The sequence below is a fragment of the Mesorhizobium sp. BR1-1-16 genome, from assembly GCF_020165495.1.
Classification (GTDB): domain Bacteria; phylum Pseudomonadota; class Alphaproteobacteria; order Rhizobiales; family Kaistiaceae; genus Kaistia.
In genome coordinates, this window is the sequence record NZ_JAIUIE010000004.1 from 231,676 (window position 1) to 255,207 (window position 23,532).

At 63.0% G+C, this 23,532-nt stretch carries 27 protein-coding genes; 4 read left to right on the forward strand and 23 right to left on the reverse strand.

Features of this window, described 5'->3' with window-relative positions; translation table 11 throughout:
• The first annotated feature begins 78 nt into the window (after positions 1-78).
• From LB518_RS11760 to LB518_RS11770, 3 genes are all read left to right on the forward strand, one after another.
• Positions 79-1,062, forward strand: a complete 984-nt coding sequence (locus tag LB518_RS11760; RefSeq protein WP_224577686.1) for a chemotaxis protein CheB — start codon at positions 79-81, stop codon at positions 1,060-1,062.
• A gap of 298 nt (positions 1,063-1,360) precedes the next feature.
• Complete coding sequence (locus LB518_RS11765) at positions 1,361-2,200, forward strand: manganese catalase family protein (RefSeq protein ID WP_224577689.1); 840 nt, start codon at positions 1,361-1,363, stop codon at positions 2,198-2,200.
• 115 nt (positions 2,201-2,315) lie between these two features.
• Positions 2,316-2,819, forward strand: coding sequence for a DUF4142 domain-containing protein (locus tag LB518_RS11770; RefSeq protein ID WP_224577691.1), 504 nt, complete (start codon positions 2,316-2,318; stop codon positions 2,817-2,819).
• 44 nt (positions 2,820-2,863) lie between these two features.
• Here the strand turns inward: LB518_RS11770 and LB518_RS11775 are convergent, their stop codons facing one another.
• Genes LB518_RS11775 through LB518_RS11785 form a run of 3 tightly spaced genes read right to left on the reverse strand, consistent with a single transcriptional unit; the run spans position 2,864 to position 4,580 of the window.
• Positions 2,864-3,358 carry a DUF2243 domain-containing protein gene (locus tag LB518_RS11775; RefSeq protein WP_224577693.1) on the reverse strand — a complete coding sequence of 165 codons (495 nt, stop codon included), beginning with the start codon at positions 3,356-3,358 and terminating at the stop codon, positions 2,864-2,866.
• Positions 3,359-3,413: 55 nt separating this feature from the next.
• Positions 3,414-3,734, reverse strand: coding sequence for a hypothetical protein (locus LB518_RS11780; RefSeq protein WP_224577696.1), 321 nt, complete (start codon positions 3,732-3,734; stop codon positions 3,414-3,416).
• Positions 3,735-3,737: 3 nt separating this feature from the next.
• On the reverse strand, positions 3,738-4,580 hold the full coding sequence (locus LB518_RS11785) for an aldo/keto reductase (RefSeq protein WP_224577698.1): 843 nt from the start codon (positions 4,578-4,580) through the stop codon (positions 3,738-3,740).
• 247 nt (positions 4,581-4,827) lie between these two features.
• Between LB518_RS11785 and LB518_RS11790 the strand changes: the two genes are divergently transcribed.
• A complete protein-coding gene (locus LB518_RS11790) occupies positions 4,828-5,061 on the forward strand; it encodes a DUF2934 domain-containing protein (protein WP_224577700.1) in 234 nt (77 codons plus the stop codon).
• A gap of 30 nt (positions 5,062-5,091) precedes the next feature.
• Here LB518_RS11790 and LB518_RS11795 read toward each other — a convergent pair whose 3' ends face one another.
• From LB518_RS11795 to LB518_RS11890, 20 genes are all read right to left on the reverse strand, one after another.
• Complete coding sequence (locus LB518_RS11795) at positions 5,092-5,400, reverse strand: DUF2934 domain-containing protein (protein ID WP_224577702.1); 309 nt, start codon at positions 5,398-5,400, stop codon at positions 5,092-5,094.
• Positions 5,401-5,411: 11 nt separating this feature from the next.
• Positions 5,412-6,212, reverse strand: coding sequence for an SDR family NAD(P)-dependent oxidoreductase (locus tag LB518_RS11800; protein ID WP_224577704.1), 801 nt, complete (start codon positions 6,210-6,212; stop codon positions 5,412-5,414).
• Positions 6,213-6,458: 246 nt separating this feature from the next.
• Positions 6,459-7,151, reverse strand: coding sequence for a hypothetical protein (locus LB518_RS11805; RefSeq protein ID WP_224577706.1), 693 nt, complete (start codon positions 7,149-7,151; stop codon positions 6,459-6,461).
• Between the two features lie 12 nt (positions 7,152-7,163).
• A complete protein-coding gene (locus LB518_RS11810; protein WP_224577708.1) occupies positions 7,164-8,339 on the reverse strand; it encodes a zinc-dependent alcohol dehydrogenase in 1,176 nt (391 codons plus the stop codon).
• Positions 8,340-8,827: 488 nt separating this feature from the next.
• Positions 8,828-9,247: a c-type cytochrome gene (locus tag LB518_RS11815; RefSeq protein WP_224577710.1), complete on the reverse strand. Its 420-nt coding sequence runs from the start codon at positions 9,245-9,247 to the stop codon at positions 8,828-8,830.
• A gap of 106 nt (positions 9,248-9,353) precedes the next feature.
• Positions 9,354-10,295, reverse strand: a complete 942-nt coding sequence (locus LB518_RS11820) for a cytochrome c oxidase assembly protein (RefSeq protein WP_224577711.1) — start codon at positions 10,293-10,295, stop codon at positions 9,354-9,356.
• Positions 10,292-10,642, reverse strand: a complete 351-nt coding sequence (locus LB518_RS11825; protein WP_224577712.1) for a hypothetical protein — start codon at positions 10,640-10,642, stop codon at positions 10,292-10,294. Before LB518_RS11825 ends, LB518_RS11820 begins: the two co-directional genes overlap by 4 nt.
• 1 nt (position 10,643) lies before the next feature.
• Entirely contained in the window at positions 10,644-11,243 is a 600-nt protein-coding gene (locus LB518_RS11830) for a cytochrome c oxidase subunit 3 (RefSeq protein ID WP_224577713.1), read from the reverse strand.
• Positions 11,240-13,159, reverse strand: coding sequence for a cytochrome c oxidase subunit I (gene ctaD / locus LB518_RS11835; protein ID WP_224577714.1), 1,920 nt, complete (start codon positions 13,157-13,159; stop codon positions 11,240-11,242). Before ctaD ends, LB518_RS11830 begins: the two co-directional genes overlap by 4 nt.
• Positions 13,156-14,187 (reverse strand): cytochrome c oxidase subunit II, encoded by a 1,032-nt coding sequence (coxB, locus tag LB518_RS11840; protein WP_224577715.1) that lies wholly within the window; start codon positions 14,185-14,187, stop codon positions 13,156-13,158. Before coxB ends, ctaD begins: the two co-directional genes overlap by 4 nt.
• Complete coding sequence (locus LB518_RS11845; protein ID WP_224577867.1) at positions 14,184-14,750, reverse strand: c-type cytochrome; 567 nt, start codon at positions 14,748-14,750, stop codon at positions 14,184-14,186. The genes coxB and LB518_RS11845 overlap by 4 nt, the downstream gene beginning before the upstream one ends.
• Positions 14,750-15,616 carry a substrate-binding domain-containing protein gene (locus LB518_RS11850; protein ID WP_502845824.1) on the reverse strand — a complete coding sequence of 289 codons (867 nt, stop codon included), beginning with the start codon at positions 15,614-15,616 and terminating at the stop codon, positions 14,750-14,752. The genes LB518_RS11845 and LB518_RS11850 overlap by 1 nt, the downstream gene beginning before the upstream one ends.
• Positions 15,597-17,342, reverse strand: a complete 1,746-nt coding sequence (locus LB518_RS11855) for a methanol/ethanol family PQQ-dependent dehydrogenase (protein ID WP_224577869.1) — start codon at positions 17,340-17,342, stop codon at positions 15,597-15,599. Before LB518_RS11855 ends, LB518_RS11850 begins: the two co-directional genes overlap by 20 nt.
• 127 nt (positions 17,343-17,469) lie before the next feature.
• The gene (locus LB518_RS11860; RefSeq protein WP_224577716.1) at positions 17,470-18,273 is read right to left on the reverse strand and encodes a lanthanide ABC transporter permease protein PedC; all 804 of its coding nucleotides are present in this window, start codon (positions 18,271-18,273) and stop codon (positions 17,470-17,472) included.
• Entirely contained in the window at positions 18,270-18,965 is a 696-nt protein-coding gene (locus tag LB518_RS11865) for an ATP-binding cassette domain-containing protein (RefSeq protein WP_224577717.1), read from the reverse strand. Before LB518_RS11865 ends, LB518_RS11860 begins: the two co-directional genes overlap by 4 nt.
• Entirely contained in the window at positions 18,962-19,927 is a 966-nt protein-coding gene (locus tag LB518_RS11870; protein ID WP_224577718.1) for a PQQ-dependent catabolism-associated beta-propeller protein, read from the reverse strand. Before LB518_RS11870 ends, LB518_RS11865 begins: the two co-directional genes overlap by 4 nt.
• On the reverse strand, positions 19,915-21,102 hold the full coding sequence (locus tag LB518_RS11875; RefSeq protein ID WP_224577719.1) for a lanthanide ABC transporter ABC transporter substrate-binding protein PedA1: 1,188 nt from the start codon (positions 21,100-21,102) through the stop codon (positions 19,915-19,917). Before LB518_RS11875 ends, LB518_RS11870 begins: the two co-directional genes overlap by 13 nt.
• Positions 20,993-21,694: an ATP-binding cassette domain-containing protein gene (locus LB518_RS11880; RefSeq protein WP_224577720.1), complete on the reverse strand. Its 702-nt coding sequence runs from the start codon at positions 21,692-21,694 to the stop codon at positions 20,993-20,995. Before LB518_RS11880 ends, LB518_RS11875 begins: the two co-directional genes overlap by 110 nt.
• 56 nt (positions 21,695-21,750) lie before the next feature.
• Positions 21,751-22,503 (reverse strand): ABC transporter permease, encoded by a 753-nt coding sequence (locus LB518_RS11885; RefSeq protein ID WP_224577721.1) that lies wholly within the window; start codon positions 22,501-22,503, stop codon positions 21,751-21,753.
• Positions 22,504-22,518: 15 nt separating this feature from the next.
• A complete protein-coding gene (locus LB518_RS11890) occupies positions 22,519-23,484 on the reverse strand; it encodes an ABC transporter substrate-binding protein (protein ID WP_224577722.1) in 966 nt (321 codons plus the stop codon).
• Positions 23,485-23,532: the final 48 nt, after the last annotated feature.

Here is a 23,532-nt window from a genome sequence, read left to right on the forward strand (position 1 = left end):
GGCGGAGGAAGCGGTGGGAGCCGATTGCCAGACTGCCGCAGCCCCGAGGTCCGCTCGGAATAAAGCAGGAGCAGAAATTTGGCCAAGCGCGACATCATAGCGATCGGCGGTTCGCTGGGTGCAATCGACGCCGCGAAGACACTTCTCGGCGGTCTGCCCGCGGACTTCCCCGCAGCCGTTCTCCTCGTCGTTCACATCGGCTCGCGAGGAGCCAATCGCCTACCTGAAATCCTCGGAAGCGCATCGCGACTGCCTGTCAGCACTGCGATCGATGGGCAGATCCTGGAGCGTGGGCATGTCTATGTTGCGCCTGCCGGTCATCACTTGCTTGTCATGGACGACACCATAAGATTCGGCCGCGGCCCCCGTGAAAACCTCGCGCGTCCCGCCGCCGACGCCCTTCTGAGATCGGTTGCGGTTTCGTTCGGACCGAGGGCCATCGGGGTTATCCTGAGCGGACTGCTGAACGATGGGGCCGCCGGGTTGTCGGCGATCGCACAGTGCGGCGGCGCAACAGCCGTACAGAACCCCTCCGACTCCCGGGCGTCGGACATGCCGCTGGGTGCCTTGGCCGCCGTCGATGTCGATTACCGCGGAACATCCGCCGAGCTTGCCGAGGTGCTGGTCGAACTCGCAGGGCAAGACGTCGAACCAGCCTTCGAGGTGCCCCCCGAACTGGAATTGGAAGTCCGCATTGCCCTTGGTCGGCGCTCGGATTCTTCCACCACCTCGGAGATCGGCGATGTCGCCCCGATCTCCTGTCCCTCTTGCGGCGGCGTCATGTCTCAGATGCGCACCGGTCCACCTCTCCGCTTCCGCTGCCAGGTGGGCCATGCGTTCACCGCCGAGGTGCTGGCCGAAGAGCAGGAGGATAGCGTCGACGAGGCCATCCGCGTCGCCATGCGCATCATCGAGGAACGCGTCGTGCTCCTGGACAAAATGGCAGCCGACGCGTCCCGGGCCGGACGCCGCTTCAGCGCCGAGGATCTCGGCGATCGCACGGACGAGTTGCGGGCCAGAGCGGCAACCCTGAGGAAAGCGGCGATCAGCATCGCCGATTAAGCGCGCAGCGCGGTCGGAGCTGCTGGGGACGCACCTGAAGCCGCCTTAGCCTTTCGAAACTGAAGCAGGCTTTGGACGTCTCACCAAAGCAATTGGAAACGGCTGGAACAATCATCCAAGACCTCTGTTTGGCGTGTGCATCGTAATCGCTGTGACCCGGTCTCTAGTGAAACGGCTGGTTCTATTCGTCCGGCTATTCGCTCGAGCGTATTAAAGATACTCATCTCAACGCAGCGGTCTGACCGGCACTGCGGCGATTGTCGAATGCTTTGCACCTGAAAACGCCACGGAGCATCGCATGTACTATACTGATAAGAAGCTTCAGTTTCCCGTTCGAGTGGAAAAGCCGAACGCGGTCTTTGCCCGCGCCCTCCAGCAGGCCATCGGCGGCGTCGAGGGAGAAATCCGGGTTGCTCTCCAGTACTTCTTCCAGGCCTGGGGCGCTCGGGGTCCGACCAAATATCGCGACATGCTGTTGAGCACGGCGACCGAAGAAATCGGACATATTGAGATGCTCGCCACCGCCGTGGCGCTCAACCTCGAGAATGCACCGCTGTCTGTGCAGGAGGATGTCGCCCAGGATACCGTCGCCGGATCCGTCCTCAACGGCATGGACTTCCGGCATCTCCTGTCGACGGGTCTGGCCGCCCTTCCGAGCGATGCCAATGGCGTGCCGTTCGACGCCTCCCATGTCTATGCCAGCGGAAACCTGGCCGCAGACATGATCGCCAATGTCACGGCGGAGGGTAGTGGCCGCGTCCTGGCGGTTCGGCTCCACAACATGACCGACGACCCTGGTATGAAGGATATGCTCTCGTTCCTCATCGCGCGCGACACGATGCACCAGCAGCAGTGGCTGGCGGCCATAGAAGACATGGGTGGACTCGCCGCGTCGCTTCCGGTCCCGAACTCGTTTCCGCAGACTGAAGAGCAGGCAGACTTCAGCTACGCGTTCATCAATACCTTTGTGGATGGCGTGCCGCCCGCCGAAGGACGCTGGACAACCGGCGAGTCGCTTGATGGGAAGGGCTCCTTCCGCCTGGCCCAGGGTCGCCCGCTCGGCGATGAGCCTCGCCTTGCCCCGCCCCGCAAGAATAGCGGCGCTCAGAACGAGCAGATCGCCGGCAGCATTCTCTGATGGAGCGTCGTTGGCCGGGACCTCTGGGCGTCCAGAGCAGCCACCCGGCCGACACAGCTAAGTAATCGGCAACGCTGCCAGCGTCGGCGGTATTTTGAATGATAGGGAGATGGAAATGAACTACATGAGATCAGCAATCGCCGCCGCTAGCGTGAGCCTGATGGCATCGCTCGCATGGGCACAATCCGGGACGATGTCAGCCCAGGATTTCGCGACGACCGCCGCGAGTTCCGACATGCTCGAGATACAGACCAGTAACGTGGCGCTTCAGAAGTCCAGTTCCGCGGCCGTCAAGGAATTCGCGCAGATGATGATCAACGATCATACGAAGGCATCCAGCGAGTTGAAGATGGCCGCCCAGAAAGATGGGGTGACGATCCCTACTGCGATGCTCGAGAAGCATGCAGCGACCGTGGAAAAGCTGAACGGCACTGCGGCCGGAGCCTTCGATGCCGCTTATATCGATGCACAGGTGAACGCGCACAAGGAAGCGGTCGCTTTGATGATGTCATACGCGCAGACGGGTGAGGCTCCCGCCCTCAAGGCGCATGCACAGAAGACGGCACCCATCATCCAGATGCACCTCCAGCATGCTCAACAGTTGATGAAGGCGCAGTGAGAGTCGCAATCTGAGCCTGTGCGCGATCGGTCATCGGGAAGTGGTCACACGGCCTCACCTGGTGACCGGCGCCTGCCAGAACGGAACAGTAGCCATCCGCTGGCGAGCATTATGAAATCCCAGATCAGAAATCCGATATCCCAATAGATCCACTGCTCTCGTGGCACCGTTTCATTGACGTGGTGTAGTCCCAGCAACTGATGGTCTACCAATCCCTCGATGAGATTGAAGATCCCAAATCCCATCAGCATGGTTCCAGCCAGCAGCTTGCCGGACCACCAGAGATGGCGGCGATGGGCGGCGCGCCACAACACGCTCAGGCCAGCGACCACGAAGACATAGGTCGCCGCATGAAAGAGGCCATCGAGCCGCGTGTTCAGGTTGAGGTTCGCTACCGAGTTGGCAGGGTAGCCAGCGCTGGTCACCATGTGGTGCCACTGCAATATCTGGTGGAGCACAATCCCATCGAAGAAGCCTCCGAGCCCGAGCCCAAAGAGGATGCCCGCCTCGGTCGGGAAGCGCCTTTCTTCTTTCATCATACCCGTTTCCCATACGGATCGACGAGCAGCACGCGCGCCCAGAGCCTTGTGGCTGCTAAAGAACGGCGAATCCCAGACCAGCCGCCAGGAGCACGACGACCAGAGCAATAGCGATCCAGCGCACCTGGTCCTTCGGTTGTTCCGACATTCCGCGTGACCGCTCCTCGGCGGCGCCAGGAACTGCGCCGGCCGGCCGCGTCAACTCGTGCTGCGCCGCAAGCGCCACCTGCTCAGGGCCAGGCGGTTGGCCCGCAGCCTCGTCGTCCGTGCCCAATGGCGATGCTGCGGGATCGGGGAACGCAATCTTGTCGGAACCGCTGCCTGAATCGATCTCGTGTCGAAGGCGGTCGGCCGTCCTGACGGGTTGCTCCGACATGGGCTAGTCTCGCTGGCCGAATGTAGCTGGGTCCGAACCGGTTCGGCCCTCCTCGCCTTTGTCGAGACTGGCGATGAGAGCCATTTCGTCGCTGGTAAGCTCGAAATCGAAGATCTCGAAATTGGAACGGATGCGATCGGGAGTCGCCGACTTTGGGATGGCGATGATTCCCTGCTGGATGTGCCAGCGGAGGATGATCTGAGCTGGCGATTTTTCCAGCCTTTGGGCCAATAATGCGATGTCAGGATTGTCGAGCACGGCTCCACTTCCCAACGGGCTGTAGGCTTCGATCTTGATTCCGTGTGTGCGATGGAAATCCCGAACGCGTCGCTGCTGAAATTCAGGGTGAAGTTCGATCTGGTTGACGGAGGGCATGACCCCCGTCTCGTTTTTCAGCCGCTCAATATGCTCGGGCAGGAAATTGGACACGCCGATCGCCCGAACGCGGCCCTCGTCCCGCAACCGGATGAACGCATTCCAGGTCGCCACATAGTTGTCCTGCATCGGCAGCGGCCAGTGGATGAGAAAGAGATCGAGATAGTCGGTTTGTAGCTTGCCAAGGCTTTCGTCGAATGCGCGGAGAGCCTCGTCGTAACCCTGCCGGGAATTATCGAGCTTCGTGGTCAGAAATATCTCCGCGCGAGGAACGTCCGAGGCCTGAATGGTCCGACCGACGCCCGCTTCATTGCCATAGCCCTCGGCGGTATCGATCAGCCTGTATCCAGTAGAGATTGCTGAAAGGACGGGTTCTTCGACCGCATCATCTTTCACTTGCCAGACGCCGAGGCCGAGTTGCGGCATCAAGACACCTTCAGCAAGTTCCAGGGTGGGAACGGAAGAAGCCATGGGGATCCTCTTGCTTTTGCTCGCGTCGATGAGTTCAGCGCCGTTGAGACTGTCGAAACCAGCTCGTTCGGTGAAAGTTCCGTGGTCCTACGACCGACGATCGGTCCTGTGTTTAGGGCACGACCGAGGACGCGTGCGTGCCAACGCAATCCTCCCCTTCAATGCAGGCGATGCCCGGAACAATGCCCTGTCTGCCGTGTTACATGCCCCTCAACAGCTGATCAATGTCGGACGCGGAGAGACTGCAATGACTGAATTCTCGGATAGCGAAATTGCCGCCGAGGCTTATCGCCTGTGGCAGGCCGACGGCTCGCCGGTGTGGGGCCACCCCCAGGACCATTGGTTCAGGGCGATAGAGAGCCTGCGTGCTCGATCGCCAACGCCCGACCGCGTTGAAGAGGCTGGTCCGGTCGGTGCATTGCCGGCTCGGCCGCCACTGGATGACCTTCTGCTGCCGGGGAGCAGCGGCGAGGTCACCTAATGGGGATCATGTGATGAGCCTGTCGCCAATCTAACGCTTGAGATCCGTCGCCAAGGGAATCGGAGAGGGTCGTTCCAGTGCGTCGCGGCTCGGGCCCGGCGCGCTGTCGCCTTGATCGTCCAATCCGGGCACGTCCGCCTGGTTCTCAAAAGCGAGCGCGGGCTCGACAGGGATCCTTGCGCTCTCCTCGATAGACATCGTCGGTTCGCCGACATCCTCGACCGCGATAATTTCCTTGGCCTCGTCCCAGTGAAGCTGTGCACGACCCTCTGGTCGCCCTTCCGCTTCCCAAAGCTCATATGCCTTGCGACGGATACGATCGGAAAGGTGTTCGTCCATCTTGGGCCTCCTCATTTCGTGTCCGAATGACGATCGTTTGGCTCAGCCATCTTCCGGTGCTGCTCCGCCAGCAACTCGGAGGGTGTGATATTGGCCAACGTCGTCTGCAGCTTGTTTTTCCAGCCGCTCACGACATCGGCCTCACCGTTCATCATCGCATCGAATCCAATGCGCGCGACATCGGCAGGATCGTCTTTCTTGTCCTGGCCAACAGGCGTGTCGAGCATGTCTGCACGACGGAAGAACTCCGTATCGGTGGGGCCTGGCATCAGGCAGGATACCGTGACGGCGGTGTCCTTCAGTTCGTTTCGAAGGGCGTAGGCGAAATTGTCGAGAAACGCTTTCGTGGCGTTGTAGACCGCCTGGAAGCTGCCCGGAATGAAGCCTGCGATCGAGCCGGTTATCAGGATCCGACCGGAGTTCCGAGCGCGCATGTCGCGGCCGATCAGGTGAATGAGATAGACGGTACCGATGATATTGGTGTCGATAACATGGCGAATGCGCTTCCAGTCCTGATCGAGGAAAGCATCGCCAAGGCCACGGCCGGCATTGGCCATCAATGCATCGACGGGTCTGCCGAGGCGACTGACAGCTGCATAAAGCGCGTCCACTCCGTCCTGGGTGGCAAGGTCCGCTTGCACCGCAACGACGTCTGCGCCTTCTCGACGAAGCTCCGCAGCCGCCTTCTCGATTGAAGGTTCGTCAGCGGCAATGACCACGTCGTATCCGTGCGCCACCGCCAAGCGCGCCAGTTGGTAGCCGATGCCGGTCGAGGCCCCGGTAATCACAGCCAGAGGATTTCGGTTGGACATGACAAATCCCCTTCGCGTCTGAGCAATATTACGGTTCAAGAGTTCGCCGGACGCATGGTGCCACCCCCTCGGCCTCTCGTTGACCAGTCAGCCGGCTGATGGGAGACCAAGTGGGAGCTCCGCAGGCGCCATGCCCACCTCTCTTGGGGGCGGCCGGACGCGAAATGCGCGTGCTTCACCCGGGCCATGCGGTTCCTCCAAGATTTGGTATTAGGCCGACCGGAGCCTGAAGCGAAGAGACAATAGTCAGTCGCCGAAGCCGTGCCGCGAGCCCTGCCCCGTGGATCGCGAAGTTGCATCGTCACCCTCGCCATCGGAGTCAGCCGCGCCGGGAGCTTCGTCCAGAACGCCCTTGCCGATGGAAGGCTCGGACGATGCCGGCCTCAAGACACTTGGCGCCGATACAGTGCCGGACCTGGAGGCATGATCAGCCGTCGGCCCCCGGCCGCCGCCGCGCCACTGCTTTCCGCGCAAACCGCTTCGATCGCCATAGTCGCGGGGATTACCCCGTCGAGCATGCGTATCGGCGAGCGCCGCGCTGGCGACGATATCGAGCAATGTCACGCCCGCGACGAGGGCGAGGGCCAGTCCGGCATTCTGCCGCTTGGAATTGTCGGGTCCGAGCGCCGTTGCCAAGGCGACGATGTCGAGTCCGTCACCCAAGACGCGGCTGGCGACGCCCGTTCGCCTCTCCGTCGAGAGGGTCAGCATGCCCGCCGCGATTTCGCGACAGCCGAAACAGCGAACCAGCCCCTCCATGCCCGGCATGCCGAGCCAGCGCGTCAAGGCTCTGGGCGCCAGCAATTCCGTTAGGCCGAGCCCGATGCTGAACCAGCCAAGGCCACGCGCGAACTTGTCCGGGCCAGGCAAGCTCGAGGGTCCCGTGGCGATGATCTTGGGGTCTCCGTCGGAACGTGTCAGGTTGGCGAGCGAGAACATCGGAAAACCTCGTTACGGCTTGAGGACGACCTTGATGCAGCTGTCGCGCTTATCGCGGAACAGGTCGTACATCTCCGGGCCTTCGTCCAGGCCGGCCGTGTGGGTGATGACGAAGGAAGGGTCGATCTCTCCTTCCTCGATGCGGCGGGTCAGATCATCCGTCCAGCGCTTCACATGCGTCTGGCCCATGCGGAAGGTCAGGCCCTTGTTCATTGCGGCGCCCAGCGGGATCTTGTCGACGAGGCCGGTATAGACGCCGGGGACCGAGACGGTTCCGGCAGGACGGCAGACATAGATGATCTCGCGCAGCACATGGGGCCGGTCATTCTCCATCATCAGCATCTGCATGCCACGGTCGTAGATCGTGTCAGGCAACGAAAGCGCGACATGGCTCTCGGTGCCCACAGCGTCGATGCACTTTTCGGGACCCCTGCCGCCCGTCAACTCGTTCAGCCGCTCGATGACGCTCTCCTGGTCGCGGTCGATCGTGATCGCGCCGGCCGCTTCCGCCATGCTGAGACGCTCGGGCAGGCGATCGATGGCGATCACCTGCTTGGCGCCGAGCAGGATGGCGCTGCGGATCGCCATCTGGCCCACTGGCCCGCAGCCCCAGACGGCCACGGTGTCGGACGGCTCGATGTCGCACTGGACCGCGGCCTGCCAGCCGGTTGGCAGGATATCGCTGAGGAACAGCGCCTGTTCGTCCGAGAGGCTGTTGGGCACCTTGATATGCGTCGAATCCGCAAAGGGGACGCGGAGATACTCCGCCTGACCGCCGGGGTAGCCGCCCGTCAAGTGGGAATAGCCAAAGAGACCGGCAGTTGTGTGTCCGAAAACTTTATCGGCCAGGTCCTTGCGACGATTAGTGCGCTCGCAGACCGAGAAGTTGCCGCGCCGGCACTGGTCGCATTCCCCACAGGTAATGGTGAAGGGTATGACGATCCGGTCGCCCTTCTTGAGGCTGCCATTGATGCCGCTGCCGACTTCGACGACCTCGCCCATCGTCTCATGGCCCATGATATCGCCGGGCAGCATGGCCGGAACCAGATTGTGGAAGAGGTGAAGATCGGAGCCGCAGATGGCGCAGCTCGTGACCTTGATGATCGCGTCACGCGGATCCTGGATTGTCGGATCGGTGACGCTGTCGCAGCGGATATCCTCCTTGCCGTGCCAGACGAGCGCTTTCACAAGAACCTCCGTCCCTTCGCTCCGTTGCCAGAGCGGTTGTCTGAACGCCAGATCGGCGCGCCGTTGACGACCACCAAACTCCTACGTCGCCCCGATGTTCCCGTTGAACGCACGCTTGAGCCGGACGGGGACCCGCCTTTCTTCGTGATCGAAGCGCGCGAGTGCCTGGCTTGCCTTGTTTGACGAACTCGCCGGCTGGCTCCGTTGCGGCCTCCAACAGGAGACTAAGCGTTGCCAACTGAGAGCGATCAAGCACAGGTCGCCGATGAGCGTCTGGGTTGGTGGAACTCGTAGGTTGGCTCGGCTCCCTGGTCGATACACCCCGGGGCCGAGCCCGTGCGCGGCGGCCTGCTGAACCCCGCACTGAACCTTCAGCGGCGCCGCGGGGAAGACATCGGTGCCGAATTCTCAACTAAGCTCGCAGGCCAGATTGGCGCCACTCATTGCCGGCTTCCCGGGATTTACAAGGCGGCACTTCCGACCGCCCTTCAGTCGGCGAGCGCGTACAGGTAGGCAGCCATGTCCCGAGCCTCCTGGTCAGTCGCCCCGGTATTCGGCATGGCCGTATCCGGCACCATGTCGCGGGATCGCCGAACCCACTCTGCAAGGTTGGACGGGTTGTTCACAATCGCTCCGCCGATGAAGGCACGGTCGGCGAGGCCCTGGAGCGGCGGCCCGACCGTACCCGCGGCTCCGGGCACTCCCGCAATCGAGTGGCAACCGGCACAGCCATAGCGGATCATCACTTCGGGCGCGCGGCGTGCATCGCCCCCGGCCAGTCCGTTCGCCCAAACGAGCCGAGCATGCTTTTGACTGGCGACATAGAACGTCGCCGCACATGCAAGCGCGATAGCGACGGCCAATGCGGGGGCAACCCACCTATCGCCGCGGTCGGCGGCCGACGGCATGGAAGTCTCACGGCCGGATTCGACGGATATGACGCGAGCCCAAGAACGGCTCATCAGGCAGCCGACGGCAATCGCCACAAACCCGGCGAGCAGGACTGCGTGACGTCTAGCGGGTAGGCAGGGCATCGGCGTGATACAGAGCACTTTTGCCGCTTTCGACGATCCAAAGCGCCGCGAGGGCGAGCGCGGCACCCGCATAGATCACGCCCGCAGGCACCCACATGATCAGACCAGCCAGTTGCTGGTCCTCGAGCGCTGTCAGGCCCCAGGAAGCAGCTTCCCGGGATTGCTCTCCGAACCAAAGCTGCGGCGTCAGAAACAACAGGACGCCGAGGAGGCCGGTATGAAGCGAGGTTGCGAACAGATGAACGATCGATGATCCGCTGCGCCGCGAAGCGCGGCCAAGGAGAGCCCACCAGAAGATCAGCCCTGTCGATAGAAAGGTGAAATGCTGCAGCCAGTGCAGCCATTCCGTTACGAGGGCGGCGCGAAAAAGGAAAGGCACATGCCAAAGCCAGATCGCGAGCCCATGCAGCAGGGTGGCGGGCAGCGGATCCGTCAAGCCGCTTCGGCCCAGGCCGCGTCCCATGCCGTGCAGCAAGCCGCCGATCGGCTTGCGGTACGATTTGGGCAAGCCCCACAGGAACAGGGGGAGCGGTCGCGCCAATACCAGTAGCGGCGCGGCAACGACCATGACGAGTTCATGCTCGATCATATGCGCAGCGAAGATGCCCCGGCTGGCCTCATGGATGGGGGACAGGAGCGCCAGCGCCAGCACCAGCCAGCCGGCGATGAAGGCGCACAGTTGCAACCGCATGACAGCGCGGCCGACTCCGGCCCGGCTCCACAGACGGGTGACACCGATCCCGTACAGCACTGCCGCCCCGGCGAGCGGCAGGGTGATCGTCCAGGCGAGTGTCCACCCGCCCACGGTTCCTCCGCCAAAGCAGCGCGCGCCGAACTGAACCGCGTCCAAGAGTGCAGCCCGATCAGCCGCCGAAGCCTGCGGCGTAAGCAGACCCAGGTTGTCAAGCGCGCGGCTCGTCATCGCTCACACCCCTCGAACATGAAGCTCGCCATGCCCTGCATCGCCAGGACCAGCGCGAAAAGGGCGGCGGTGGCGATGCCGAGCGCCGCCACGAAGGCGCATCGACGCCCGGCCGCCGGCGTATCCCAGCCGTGGCTGGCCGCGGCCCAGGCGCGATAGGACAGCAGGCAGCCGGCGAGGGCCACGAGAATGCCCAGCGCCGAGAGCCAGGGGACGATCCTGATCATGTTGGCGCATTGCCAGGGAACGATCACATAGCTGGCCTGAAAGCTGATCGCCCACGCCGACGGACCGGCGATGAGACCGGCCGATGGCAATCCCTTTCGGAGGCTGATGACCACCGCCATTTCAGATCCTCGGAAACCAATAGATGACCAGATAAAGGACGACCCAGGTCCCGACGACGAAATCCCAGTAGAAGGCATTGTCGCTGACATCGCTGAAGCGCTTGCCGCTCCGCCCGTGCCGCGTGAACATCAGGGCGGCGAGTACCAGCGTATCGACCAGGTCCGTAAGGAGATGCGTCGTGTGGAGGCCGAGCAGCAGCCAGACGATCGAGCCGTACGCATTCGTATCCCAGTTGACGTTGAGGGCGCCGAGCTCGAACCAGCGCACGACGAGAGGCAACGCTCCGAGGATCGACATCAAGAGGAGCCCGAACCGCACCCTTTTCAGATCCTTCGCTTTCGTCCAACGATCAAGCAGATGGTTCGGGAGGACGCTGACAACGAGCAAAGCGGTCACCAGGCTGCCCGGGATCAGATCGGGCGGCGGCGCCATCGGCCATTCGGGAGCAAGGAAAGCCAGATACAAATAGCTGGCGACACCTAGCGCGAAACCCATGCCCTCGATTGCCATGAACGCCATGGTTCCCCACCACATCGGGCTCGTGGCGCCGAAGCCGGATGTGGGCAGACCGGACACGTCGGCGACCGAATGTCGGGTCATTCCTCGTCCTCCGGGTTGCCCTTGGGCCAGAACCAGGCGATCAGCGGAATCGCGGCCAGCAGACCGCCCCAGACAACGGCCGAGGGCGTGAAGATGGAGCCGACGAAGGCGGCGGTGGTGGCGATTGCGGCCAGCAGCGGCCATATCGAATTGTCGACCGAGGACTCGCGGAGTTCCGGTGTCGCCTCCGCGAGGCTGCCCGAAAGCAATTCGCGCGCATCGACCCGCAAACCCGAGACCACCGGGAGGCTATCGCGATCGTTCCACAGCGGTTCCCTGTGCGAGGCGTAGGGAATGCGCAGGAAATTATAGGGCGGCGGCGGCGACGGTGCTGCCCATTCGAGCGTGCCAGCGTTCCAAGGGTTGGGGCCAGCGACGATCCCATGCCTGAGGCTCCGGACGACATTCCAGCCCAGCACCGCGAAACTTGCCGCAAACACAACCGACATCAAGCTGATGAAGAGGTTGACCTCGCCCCACCCGCTGGCGGCGGGGTAAGTATAGACACGACGTGGCATCCCCTCGAGACCAAGGAGATGCATCGGAAAGAACGCGGCGTTGAAGCCAATGACGGCGAGCCAAAAGTTCCACCGCCCCAGACGCTCGTCCAACATCCGTCCGCTGATCTTGGGGAACCAGTAATAGATGGCGCTGAGGAGCGGAAAGACGGCCCCGCCGATCAGCACATAGTGAAAATGGGCGACGACGAAATAGGTGTCGTGCACCTGGAGATCGAGCGGCACCGACGCGACCATGACGCCGGTCAGGCCGCCGATGACGAAGGTGAAGATAAAGCCAAGCACGAACAGCAGCGGCGTCTTCAGGATCGGCCGCCCAAGCCAGAGCGTCGCGATCCAGCAGAAGATTTGGATGCCGCTGGGGATGGCGATCAGCATGCTGGAGGCGGTGAAGAAGCTCTCGCCGAGTTGCGGCAGCCCGGTCGCGAACATGTGGTGAACCCAGAGCCCAAACGACAGGAAGCCGATTGCGATCAGCGCCAACACCAGCGCTTGATAGCCGAAGATCGGGCGCTGGCAAAAGGTGGGTACGATCGCCGAGACCATCCCTGTCGCCGGAATGAAGATGATGTAGACCTCCGGGTGGCCGAAGAACCAGAACAGGTGCTGCCACAGGAGGGGGTCTCCGCCCTCGGCCGGATTGAAGAACTGCGTCCCGACCAGCCGGTCCAGGATCAGCATCGTGCTGGAGATCATCACAGCCGGCATCGCGAACATGATCGCGAAAGAGGTGACCAGCATCGCCCAGACAAAGAGCGGGATCCGGTCCAGCGACATGCCCGGAGCACGCTGCTTGAAGATGGTGGCGATCAGCGAGACGGCGACGGCGAGGGCCGACACCTCGGTGAACGTGACCATCTGCGCCCAGAAATCCGACCGCTTGCCGAAGGAAAACTCGGGGCCGGCGAGCGGGACATAGGAGAACCAGCCGTTCTCGGCGCCCGTGTTGAAAGCAAACGCGATCCAGATCATCGCGCCGCCGAACAGATAGACCCAGTAGCTGAAGGCGTTCAGCCGGGGAAATGCGATGTTGCGGGTCCCGACCATCAACGGCACGAGATAGACCGCGACGGCTTCCATCACTGGCACGGCGAAAAGGAACATCATCGTCGTTCCGTGCATGCTGAACAACTGGTTGTAGAGGTCGGGGCCCATCAGGCTGTTTTCGGGCACCGATAGCTGCAGCCGCATCGCCAGCGCTGCCAGGCCGGCGAGGGCGAGGAACACAAACGCCGTAACGATGTAGCGGCGGCCGACCATCTTGTGGTCGACGGTGGCGAGCCAGCCATAGAAGCCGCGCGGCGTTTCCCACGTCCTTGCCAGAATGCCATCGAGCGTCGGATCGTCGAGATCGGTGTCGCGGAGGTCCTTCGTCATGTCGGCAGGATGCGATGTCATTGCAGCCCCGCCACATAGGCAACGACGGCGTTGAGTTCGTCCGGATCGAGAGCGACGCGCGGCATGTTGGTGCCCGGCTTGATGGCCTGCGGATCAGCGATCCAGGCGGCGAGGCTTCCACGGCTGAGCGGCAGGGTGCCCGCGGCAACCGTCTTGCGACTGGCGACATGCGTCAGGTCCGGACCGACCTTTCCGCCAGCCGGCGTGCCCCGCACCGTGTGGCAGATGGAGCATCCCCGCGAAAGAAAGACGCGCTGTCCCGCTGCCGCCTCCTCCCCGGTCGGAGACGCCGCGGTCGCGACTTGGCGGCTCCGCCATGCTTCGAAATCCGGGATTTCGTCCGCCACGACGAGAAAGGACATATGCGCGTGCTGGTAGCCGCAGAACTCGGCGCATTGGCCACGATAGACGCCGGGTCGCTCGGCCTTCAAATAGATCTCGTTCTGGTGACCGGGAATGAGGTCTTCCTTGCCCGCGAGGCTCGGAACCCAAAAGCTGTGAATCACATCATTGGACTCGAGCTTTACCTTTACCGGCTGCCCGACCGGGATGTGAATTTCATTCGCCGTGGTGAAGGTCCGATTGGCCTGACTGTCTTCGTAGCGGACCTGCCACCACCACTGGTCGCCCGTCACAAGCAATGTCAGCGTCTCCCGTCCTCGCAGGCTGGCCAGCGTTCGTCCGGTCATGAAGCTCCAGGTGGTAAGCCCGATCAGGATCGCAGCCGTCAATCCGATCGCCGTCGATACGGCAATGGTCGCGAACGCCTCGGGTCGGGATCGGCGCTCAAGAGGTGCTGCCAACCGTTCGGCGAGGCTGCGGCGCCGACGCAAGGCGCCGATCATGGCGAAAATGACCAGAAGCCAGATGCCGGCCGAAAGGGCCGTGAAGCCGTAGAACTGCCGAAGCACAGCCTCCGCACTCTGACCGTGCGCATCCAGAGCGGATTGCCAGACGTTGCAGGCGGTGAGCCCGAGCGGCGCACTTACCACCAGAACAAAACGGACGTTCCCTGCTCGGCCGCTCATTGCGTGCCTCTCGATGCCGGCAAGGGCTGGCCTCCCGTGGTCGGCGGGCTGGGCGGACGCCGGTTTTCAGCAGGGAAAGGGTTCAGGTCATCGTTGCGCTGCGGCGCCACGTTCTTCGACAGGTTTCCGCCCATGGAGCGGACAAAGGCGGCGATCTCCCAGATCTGGTCGTCCGGGATCTTGCCGCGGAAAGAAGGCATGCCGTTCGGCCTCCCCTCCCTGATGGTCGCGACGATGTTCTCGATGGTGCCGCCATAGATCCACTTGTCGTCCATCAAGGGAGGACCGGAGTCGCCACCGCCCATGGCGTGACATCCATTGCAGTTGAACCAAGTGAACAGTCGCTTGCCCTGAGCGACGTGATACGCATTGCCCTCGAAGGTGGCGGCCCGGCCGGACGTGGCAACCTGAGGCGGTGTGGCCCCGGGGGAAAGGCTCGACAGGGCAACCTCGTCGCGATCGCCGCTCTCTGCGCGCTCGGATTTGAATTCACGTTTCTCGCGCTCGCATCCGGATGTCAGCAGCAGCGCCGCGAGCAGGACTGTCGACGCTGCGCTCCTCATCATTGTCCAGCCTCGCTGCTAACTGCCCCTCTCGCCGCAAGAGTCGGCGTAGTCCCCGACAGACGCTCGAAGCGCGGCACGCCGTAGGCGGCGAGCACGGCGTCAATGTCGGAGCGTCGGCGCCGCAAGGCGTCGTCCACCTCGCGCCGCAAGGTCGCATCGTCCTTGCGGACGCCCATCGAAATGTCGAACACCATCGGCAGCATCGGCCCGTCGATTTCGGGCGCGACCTTGGCGAGAGCGAGAGGCACCGCGCTCGACCGTGCGAAATAGCCCGCCGTCGGGCCCCAGACGAGGGCGACGTTGACTTCACCGTTCGCGACTGCATCGACGATGCGCCGGCCCGGCTCTGGATCAGCAAAATTCCCGTAGATCGGATAGCCGCGCAGATTACCGACGATCCCCCGCCTGGCCAGCGCATGGGCAGGCGGCGTATTGGCTCCGTCGTCGCCGACCAGTTGGACGCCCACCTTCAACCATCGCAACCGGGGGTCATCAAGCGAGGCGATATCGAGATGATCGGCAGCCCGGGTGACGAAAACATAGCCCGAGCGGTAATAGGGCCGTGTCGTGCGCAGCATTTCCAGGTTCGAGGCAATGCCCATCACAAGATCGCAGGTGCCGGCATTCAGCGTGTTGCGGAGAAAACCGCGGCGCTGCGCCCACCAGCGATAGGTGACGCTCGCCTTGAGCTCGTCGGCAACGATCCGGGCGATCCGGTTCTCGAAACCCTGCTGCTTCTCATTCGAGAAAGGCAGGTCGTTCGGATCTCCGCAGAAGCGCAATTCGCGGCCGTCAGCGGCACCATGGGCACCGGCCATGAAGGCGAGGATGACGGCTATCCTCCTAAGGGAGGCGGAACACATAGAGCGTCCCTCCCGCGGTCGTATAATCGGGCAGATTGCGGGTCGCGTTGACGAATCCCTTCGCCGCCGTGGCGTCGCGTCGGTCAAGCTGTCCCGATACGATCGCCCCCGCCCATCCGCCGACGCCCGAGAGGATAGCGACATACTGATGGCCATCGGGACCGCGATAGGTCGTGGGCTGGCCGATGATGCCAGAACCGGTCCTGAACTGCCAAAGCAGCCTTCCCGTTCGCGCGTCCAGCGCTTTGAACCAGCCCTCCATCGTGCCGTAGAAGACGACATCGCCTGCGGTCGCGAGCGTGCTGCTCCAGACCGGAAATGGTTCCTTCAGGGACCATGCCGGCTTCTGCGCGGCGATGTCCCAGGCGGTATATTCGCCCATATTGCCGCCGGGGCCGGCATGCATGGTGACATTGGCGCCGATATAGGGCGTTCCCGCAATATAGTTCGGCTCGACCCCTTCGTAATCCATGCACAGATTGTTGTGCGGTATGTAGATGTATCCGGTTCGAACCGAGAAGGCCGACGGATTCCAGTCCTTAGCGCCGGGGGCCGTCGGGCAAATGTCCCGCACGACCTTGTTCATGACGGGCGCCTTGTCCGGATTCTCGATCAGCCGGCCTGTCTTCATATCGACGCCGCGCGAGGCATTGAGATAGGCGAAGGCTTTGGCGGAGAGCACTTCTCCCGTCGTCCGATCAAGCACGTACAGGTAGCCGTTGCGCTCCGGCCGAACGAGCACCTTGCGCGGCTTGCCCTGCCACGGCATGTCGAGGAGGATTTGCTCGTTAATGCCGTCATGATCATAGAGGTCGTGCGGGCTCCACTGGTAGAACCACCGCGCGGCGCCTGTATCGGGATCGCGCGCGAAGATGCCCGCCGTCCATTTGTTGTCGCCGGGACGCGCGTCGGGGTTCCAGGGACCGGGATTTCCTGTGCCGTAATAGATCAGGTTGAGATCGGGGTCATAGGAGAGCCACCCCCAGACATTGCCGCCGCCTTGCTGCCAGGCATCTGGCGGCCAGGTGGTCACGCCGAGGTCCTTCCCCCTGTCCATGTCATAGAAGGGCTTGAAGTCCGGCCCGATCAGGACATCCGCGTCCGGGCCGGTGCTGAATGCTTTCCAGACGCTCTTCCCCGTTGCCGCATCGAGGGCCACGATCCAGCCGCGCACACCGTATTCGCCACCTGAATTGCCGACAAATACCTTGCCGCGTGCGAACAGCGGCGCCATCGTCATCGTCTCGCCGATATTGATGTCGCCGAGCTTCACATTCCAGATTTCCCGGCCGGTCGCCGCATCGACCGCCACCGTGTGGGAATCGAGCGTCGTGTAATAGATCCGGCCATCGCCATAGGTCGGGCCGCGATTGACCACATCGCAACAGGCAACCCCCTGCGCGGCAGCCTCCGGCTTGGGTTCATATTTCCACTTGAGCGGCGCGCCGGGCCTGGTGAGGTCCAGCGCATACAGAATGAGCGGATAGGGCGCGAGCACATACATCGTGCTCCCGACAACGATCGGCGCGGATTCGTGACCACGGACGACACCGGTCGAGAATGTGAAATCGACTCGGAGATTGGCAACGTTGGCGGTGTTGATCTCGTCGAGGCCGCTGTACCGGGTGCTCGCATAGTTCTTCGCCGGCATCACCCACTGGCCGTCCTCCTGTGGGGAAGCCGACGGTGGCGGCACGATCGACTGGCCGAGGCACAAGCTCGTCATTGCAACAAAAGCGATGGTGCAAAGCCCAACCAGGCTTCGATGCTTCATCGACGCCAACTCCCGCATGGTACCATCAGACATCGAACGCCTCGGCGGGGATTCCGTTCCAGATCAGAGACGACCGGACCTAGAAATCGCGTCGCTTCCAGAAACCGCGGCCGGGGTTATAGCCCCAGGTCGCAAGGCCTTGAAAGACGATCAACGCACCGCTCACAACGGCCAGAGATGGCCAGTTCACTTGGCAATAAAGCGCGAAGCGGATCAGTTCGACGGCATGGCTGAACGGGTTGGTGGCAGCGATCCATCCGAGCCAGGCATTGGCGTCGTCGAGCTTCCAGAGCGGATAAAGGGCAGTCGATGCAAAAAAGAGCGGAAAGATCACGAAGTTCATCACGCCAGCGAAATTCTCGAGCTGGCGGATCAGCGACGAGATCAACAAGCCCAAGGCGCCGAGCATCGTCCCGGCAAGGATGAGGGCCGGCAGCGCGGCGACATAGCCGAGCGCCGGCGGCCGCACATCCCAGAGGCGCGCGAGGAAGAGGAAGACGTAGACCACCGGCAGAACGACAACGACGCTCGCCAGGAGCCTTGCCAGAAGAACGAACCAGCGTGGCAATGGACTGGTAAGTAGCAGCCGCATGCTGCCCATCTCGCGGTCGTAGACCATCGACAGCGAACTTTGCATGCCGTGAAAGAGGAGCATCATGCCCGCGAGGCCCGGCGCGATATAGGTCTCGTAAAGGATGTAGCTGCGATAGGGCGGCGTCGGCGAGAGACCGAGTACTGCACGGAAGCCCGCCGCGAAAATGGCGAGCCAGACCAACGGGCGGATCAACGCCGAGACCAGGCGTCCGCGCTGGCGGAGCATGCGCAGCCCCTCCCGTCTCAAGATGCCCATGAAGGCGCGCGCACAATGAAACGGCGTCGTCATGGCCCTGCCTCGGCATGGACGGAGCCAATGTCGCCTGTGCGACCATTACGGATCACGACGCCCTTCTCGAGAAGCATGGCGTGATCGTCATCCGCGACTTCGTCCAGCAGATGCGTCGCCCAAAGCACCGCGATGCCGCTCTGAGCACACAGGTCTCTGGCATGCGCGAGCAGGGCTTTGCGGGAGGCGGTATCGAGACCGGCTGTTGGCTCGTCGAACAGCAGGAGTTGCGGATCGTGCAGGAGAGCGCGGGCGATTTCGACGCGGCGCCGCTCCCCGCCCGAGAGGTGCCGAACGACGCGATGGGCGTGCGGAAGAATGTCGAGCCGCCGCAGCACGCGCTCCGCCCGCAACCGCCCTTCGGAAGGCGACAGTCCGTGCAGCGCCGCGTGATAGCGGAGGTTTTCCGACACGGTCAGATCAAGATCGAGCGTGGGCTGCTGGAACAGGATGCCCATCCTGGCCATCGCCAGCGTCGGTGCCCGCCGCAGATCGTGCTCGAAAACATGAATCTCACCGCACGAAGCCGAATAGAGGCCCGAAACAAGACTGAACAACGTCGTCTTGCCGGCACCGTTCGGCCCGAGCAGCACGGCGAACCCCCCTGCGGGCAGCGCGAAGCTGACATCTCTGAGCACGGTCACGCCGCCGAAGGCATGCGTGAGGTTTCGGATTTCGAGAGCCATGGTCATGGCGCAACCACGACGCCCCAGGGACCGCGCCCCACGCCGACAGATTTCAGCACCTCCTCGTTCCGAAGGTCGATCACCGTCATGTCGCTCGAATTGCCATTGGCGGTGTACAGCCGGCTTTCGTCGGGCGACAGCGCGACATGCCAGACCCGCTGTCCAACGAGGAACAGCTTTCGCACGGTCAAAGTCCTGACATCGACCTCCGCGACCCTGTTCGAGGGACCGAGCGCGACATAGGCCCGCGAGCCGTCACGCGTGAGCACGAAGCCTACGGCCTGCACCAGTTCCTGCTCGACGCCGGGGACGCTGAACTCGATCTTGCCGGTCTCCAGACCGCTGGAGCGGTCGAATACCGTCACCGTGCCGCGGATCTCCGACGAAACCCAGATCTGCCGCCCGTCAGGGGAAACGGCGGCCCAGCGGGGCCGTGTGTCGACCAGGAGATTGTCGGTGAGTTCCAGCGTCTCCGCATCGATGATGTGCACCATGCTGGTGGTCTCGGACGTGCAGAGCACAGTCTTGCCGTCCGTGCTGACCGCAATCCCTTCAGGCTCGACGCCAACCGGCACCTCGGCCGTAACCCTCCGGCTCCCGATATCGACCACCGAAACAAGATTGTCATTCTCATTGGCGACGAAGAGCCGCCTGCCGTCCGGATGGGTGGCAAAGACTTCAGGGTCGGCTCCTGACGGCAGCGAACCCGCCACGGAGCCACTCGTGAGATCGACCACGTCGATGCGGTCATCATCCCCTACCGCGACAAGGAGAGAGTGCCCGTCGCGGCTGATCTCGAGGCCACGGGGCCGCCGCCCGACAGGAATGGTCTTCGTGACGGCGAGGCTCGCTCCGTCAACGACAGAGACGGTATTGTCCTGTTCGTTACTGACATAGATCGTATCCGCCCGGCCCGCCCTCGCCACCAGGACGAGGATCAAGAAGAGCCCACATCTCAGCGTTTGCATGTTGTCTCCTCCTCATCGACGCCGAGGGAATCGAGTTCACTAACCCGGTGCAGGAAGGCAGCTTGGGGTGAAATGGAAACGAGAAGCCTCGATCCGACGATCAGGATCGGTTCGCGGAGCTGGCCGTCCCAGAGTCTGAAGCTGAGCCCCTGCCCCTTGAAGGCAGCGAGGAGAAAGTCCGGCCCGCGCAGATAGCCCGAGATTTTGGCCGCATCGGCGCTCTCCGTGCGCACCGCCGCCTCTCCGATCGCCCGGGCCGCAACCCACCCGGCATAATCTCGCGATGTCATCCAGCGGCCCGCCTGACGATGGAACCGGTTCTGAAGCTGGGTAGCGCCCCATTGCTCCGCGACCGGACTCCACGCCGTCGCGATCAAGCCGTGGGTGCCAGCGACCGGCCGGGGACGATCCGTCCGGCCCTCGAGATAGGCTCCAAACTCATCCCGCTCGTCGGCGACCACGAGAACGTCGTAGTCAGCAGCCCGCGTGAATGTTGGAATTTCCGTTTGCAGCGCGACATGTCCGGTGTCCGTGCGAGCGTTCCCGGGTTGAAACGCCCATGTCTTTTCGTCAACGATCTCCGCGCCGAAACGGGATGCCGCCCGACGGACTGCATCGGCGTAGAGTCTGTCGCCCGGAGAGCGGCCAACGACAAGAAGCCACCGGGTCCACTTCTTCCAGACGAGATATTGCGCGAGGCCATCGGCGAGCATGGCGCGACTGGCGATGGTGTGAAGCAGATCGGGACGGCATTCTCCGCCCCTCAGCGCATCGTCCGGCGCCCGGCTGTTGATGAGGAGTGTGCCGGTTGCCGACAGGGCGTCTGCCGCGGCCAGCAGTGGCCCGGCGTCCAGGTTGGCGATGACAAGACCGATGCCTCGGCCTGCCAACCCTTGGGCAGCGGCAACGACATCGCCGTCTTTCGGCACGAGCCTCTCCACGAGCTCAAAGCGCTGGTTCGTGAACCGCCCGGTCGTCGCGTCATCAGCGATTCCGAGCCGGACGCCTTCCAGTCCCTCGCGCGCCGGAACTTCGTCGAGCGGCCCGACCGGCAGCAGCGGATCATCACTTTCGCCGAGATAGCCGACCACGATCGCCGCCGGCTGCGCTGCCGACGCGGGCATCGCCAGCCACATGGACAATGCCCATACGGTCACCAACAAGCGAAGCGACATCGTTCATCCTCCGGTTATTGAGGGCATCGGATCGCGTTGGTTCATCGGCCATAATGGTGGCGGGCGCGCCGCCAAGCCTGATGGTTCGAGTAGACAAGACGTCGACGTCGCGCTGGTCATGCGTCACCAAGAGCGTCAAACATCCGCGCCTCGCGATCTCCGTGGCGACGAGGCCGCGCATCTCGGCCGCTGCCGCCGCATCGAGCGCCGAGAACGGCTCGTCGAGGAGCAGCAGCCCGCCCTCGGACGCAAGCGTGCGTGCCAGGTTGACGCGCTGTGCCATGCCTACCGATAGCCGCTGGGGATAGACATCGGCAGCATCGGCAAGGCCGACCTGATCGAGCCAGCGGACTGCGTCCCGGCGGCTGCATCTGGACGCGATTTCTATGTTCGCGGCGGCCGTTCTCCACGGCAGCAGCCGGGCAGACTGGAAGGCGACGCTCACGCGGGCTGGACGGCCTGTGACCGCACCCTCGTAGCGTCGGTCAAGCCCCGCAGCGATGGCGAGCAATGTCGACTTGCCGATGCCGGAGGGTCCGACAATGGCACAGGTCTCCCCTGCGGCGAGGCGAAGATCGATACGCTCAAGCACAGACCGAACAACCCCGTCCGACCTATTCACGACCTTGCTGACTATCTGGATCCGCATCACCGCCGCCACCGGAGGATATGCCGATCCGCCGGCGCGAGAGCGAGCATTTCGATCAACAGCAGGCAGCCGACAAATGCCGTCGCGTAGGCCAGCACGCGCTCGATATCGAAAAGCTGGAAGGAGGTCTGCAGCTCGAAGCCGATGCCGTCAGGACGACCGATCAATTCGGCGACGAGCACGATCTTCCAGATCAATGCAAGTCCGTTCCGAGCTGCAGCAAGGCAGTAGGGCGCGAGCTGCGGCATCAGGACGTGGCGCAGTGTTCGCCATGGGCCGAAACGGAACGATCGCGCCATCTCCGTGAGATCGGCATCGAACTGCCGCGCGCCCTCCCGCAGACTGACCACGACCGCTGGCACTTTGCTCAGGGCGACGGCGACCAGCAGCGCGGCCTCGGTCAGGCCGAGCCACAGATAGCAGAGCACGATGACAACGAGCGCGGGCGCGTTGAGAAGAATAAGAACCCATGGATAAGCAAGACGATCGGCAAGAGGAAAGCGTCCGAGCACGATCCCGAGGACGGTGCCAATCGCCATCGAAATTGCAAAGCCAAGAACGACCCTAGCCATCGTGATCGCGAGATCACCCAGCAGTGGGCCGTGAAGAGCCTCTACGCCGATTGTGCGCGCGACGTCGATCGGCCCCGGCAGCAGGGCGCTGTGGCCGAATGCTGCCGCGATCTGCCAGAGCACAAGCAGGCACGCGACCGAGAGGAATGTCGGCCCTTGGCGAAGGGCGGATGACGGCATCGTGCAGTGCCTCTTTCAATAGGACGCGCCTGTCCAGAAGATTGCCGGGTCAAGATGATCGCTGCGCCCCACCAGACCCTCGCCGCCAAGTTCCCGGAGAATGTCGAACATCCGGCTCGCAGCAGCTTTTTCGGTTGCGCCCCAGTGGCGAACGAAGCCGAGTTGATATTGCCGACGGAGTTCTGCCAGCAGGGCAGGATCGGAGGTTCCGGTTAGATGTGAAATCCTCTGCCACTCCTGATCTTGATCGATGATCAGCTGTTTCGCGGTGCGTGACGCCTGGAGGAAGGCGTCCAGCTGAGGACGATGCTCGCGCGCCCAGTCCGCGCGCGCGACGAAACCGAGCAAGGGAACGTCGGGGTCAACCCCCAGCGCGGCCATGATCTCGCTGACCTGAATCAGGGGCCGTCCACCCGCCGCCTGCACGCGGGCCGCATATGTCCAGAATGTGAGCGTAGCGTCGAGGCGGCCACGTTCCAGTTCGGCATTGAGCAGCGGCGCGGCCCCGTATTCGGGATCAAAGAACGCCTCAATATCGGAGCCAGTGCGCTTGCGCCAATACGCTCGGAGTAGGAGCCAGCTCTTATCGAGAGGTCCCCCTGCGATGCCTATGCGCCTGCCCTTCAGATCGTTCATCGTCGCCAAAGGGGAAGTGGAAGGAACCATCAGCGCGCCGACCGCGCGGGAATACGGCAGGAAGACGAATTTTCTCCCCTCCGCCCTCTGGCGGGCCACCCAAAGCCAGTCCGTAACGATAAGGTCGGTGGCGCCGGTGATGAGAGCCAGCTTGGCGGCCTCGCCGCTGGCCGCACGCAGCGGCAAAACCTCGATGCCGCGGGCACTATCGAGCGCATGGTGGGCGATTGTGTCCAACTCCCAATCGACCGTCCCAAAAGCCAGTGTACTGACCGTCACAACCGGCATGTCGTGCGCGTTCGCGCCAGCGACCGCCTTGACGCTCAATCCTACGATCAACGCCATTAGGATCAACCGTTTGCACGACATGACATCCGTCCGAATCTGATCCCG

Coding starts and splice junctions, on each gene's coding strand:
- LB518_RS11860 (WP_224577716.1), bottom strand. CDS start 18,273: ATGACGACGCCGTTTCATTGTGCGCGCGCCTTCATGGGCATCTTGAGA.
- LB518_RS11875 (WP_224577719.1), bottom strand. CDS start 21,102: ATGTCGCTTCGCTTGTTGGTGACCGTATGGGCATTGTCCATGTGGCTG.
- LB518_RS11845 (WP_224577867.1), bottom strand. CDS start 14,750: ATGAGGAGCGCAGCGTCGACAGTCCTGCTCGCGGCGCTGCTGCTGACA.
- LB518_RS11865 (WP_224577717.1), bottom strand. CDS start 18,965: ATGACCATGGCTCTCGAAATCCGAAACCTCACGCATGCCTTCGGCGGC.
- LB518_RS11775 (WP_224577693.1), bottom strand. CDS start 3,358: ATGATGAAAGAAGAAAGGCGCTTCCCGACCGAGGCGGGCATCCTCTTT.
- LB518_RS11800 (WP_224577704.1), bottom strand. CDS start 6,212: ATGTCCAACCGAAATCCTCTGGCTGTGATTACCGGGGCCTCGACCGGC.
- ctaD (WP_224577714.1), bottom strand. CDS start 13,159: ATGACATCGCATCCTGCCGACATGACGAAGGACCTCCGCGACACCGAT.
- LB518_RS11770 (WP_224577691.1), top strand. CDS start 2,316: ATGAACTACATGAGATCAGCAATCGCCGCCGCTAGCGTGAGCCTGATG.
- LB518_RS11870 (WP_224577718.1), bottom strand. CDS start 19,927: ATGCAAACGCTGAGATGTGGGCTCTTCTTGATCCTCGTCCTGGTGGCG.
- LB518_RS11850 (WP_502845824.1), bottom strand. CDS start 15,616: ATGTGTTCCGCCTCCCTTAGGAGGATAGCCGTCATCCTCGCCTTCATG.
- LB518_RS11790 (WP_224577700.1), top strand. CDS start 4,828: ATGACTGAATTCTCGGATAGCGAAATTGCCGCCGAGGCTTATCGCCTG.
- coxB (WP_224577715.1), bottom strand. CDS start 14,187: ATGAGCGGCCGAGCAGGGAACGTCCGTTTTGTTCTGGTGGTAAGTGCG.
- LB518_RS11785 (WP_224577698.1), bottom strand. CDS start 4,580: ATGGCTTCTTCCGTTCCCACCCTGGAACTTGCTGAAGGTGTCTTGATG.
- LB518_RS11890 (WP_224577722.1), bottom strand. CDS start 23,484: ATGGCGTTGATCGTAGGATTGAGCGTCAAGGCGGTCGCTGGCGCGAAC.
- LB518_RS11820 (WP_224577711.1), bottom strand. CDS start 10,295: ATGACGAGCCGCGCGCTTGACAACCTGGGTCTGCTTACGCCGCAGGCT.
- LB518_RS11855 (WP_224577869.1), bottom strand. CDS start 17,342: ATGACGAGCTTGTGCCTCGGCCAGTCGATCGTGCCGCCACCGTCGGCT.
- LB518_RS11815 (WP_224577710.1), bottom strand. CDS start 9,247: ATGCCGTCGGCCGCCGACCGCGGCGATAGGTGGGTTGCCCCCGCATTG.
- LB518_RS11795 (WP_224577702.1), bottom strand. CDS start 5,400: ATGGACGAACACCTTTCCGATCGTATCCGTCGCAAGGCATATGAGCTT.
- LB518_RS11830 (WP_224577713.1), bottom strand. CDS start 11,243: ATGACCCGACATTCGGTCGCCGACGTGTCCGGTCTGCCCACATCCGGC.
- LB518_RS11825 (WP_224577712.1), bottom strand. CDS start 10,642: ATGGCGGTGGTCATCAGCCTCCGAAAGGGATTGCCATCGGCCGGTCTC.
- LB518_RS11765 (WP_224577689.1), top strand. CDS start 1,361: ATGTACTATACTGATAAGAAGCTTCAGTTTCCCGTTCGAGTGGAAAAG.
- LB518_RS11780 (WP_224577696.1), bottom strand. CDS start 3,734: ATGTCGGAGCAACCCGTCAGGACGGCCGACCGCCTTCGACACGAGATC.
- LB518_RS11885 (WP_224577721.1), bottom strand. CDS start 22,503: ATGCCGTCATCCGCCCTTCGCCAAGGGCCGACATTCCTCTCGGTCGCG.
- LB518_RS11805 (WP_224577706.1), bottom strand. CDS start 7,151: ATGTTCTCGCTCGCCAACCTGACACGTTCCGACGGAGACCCCAAGATC.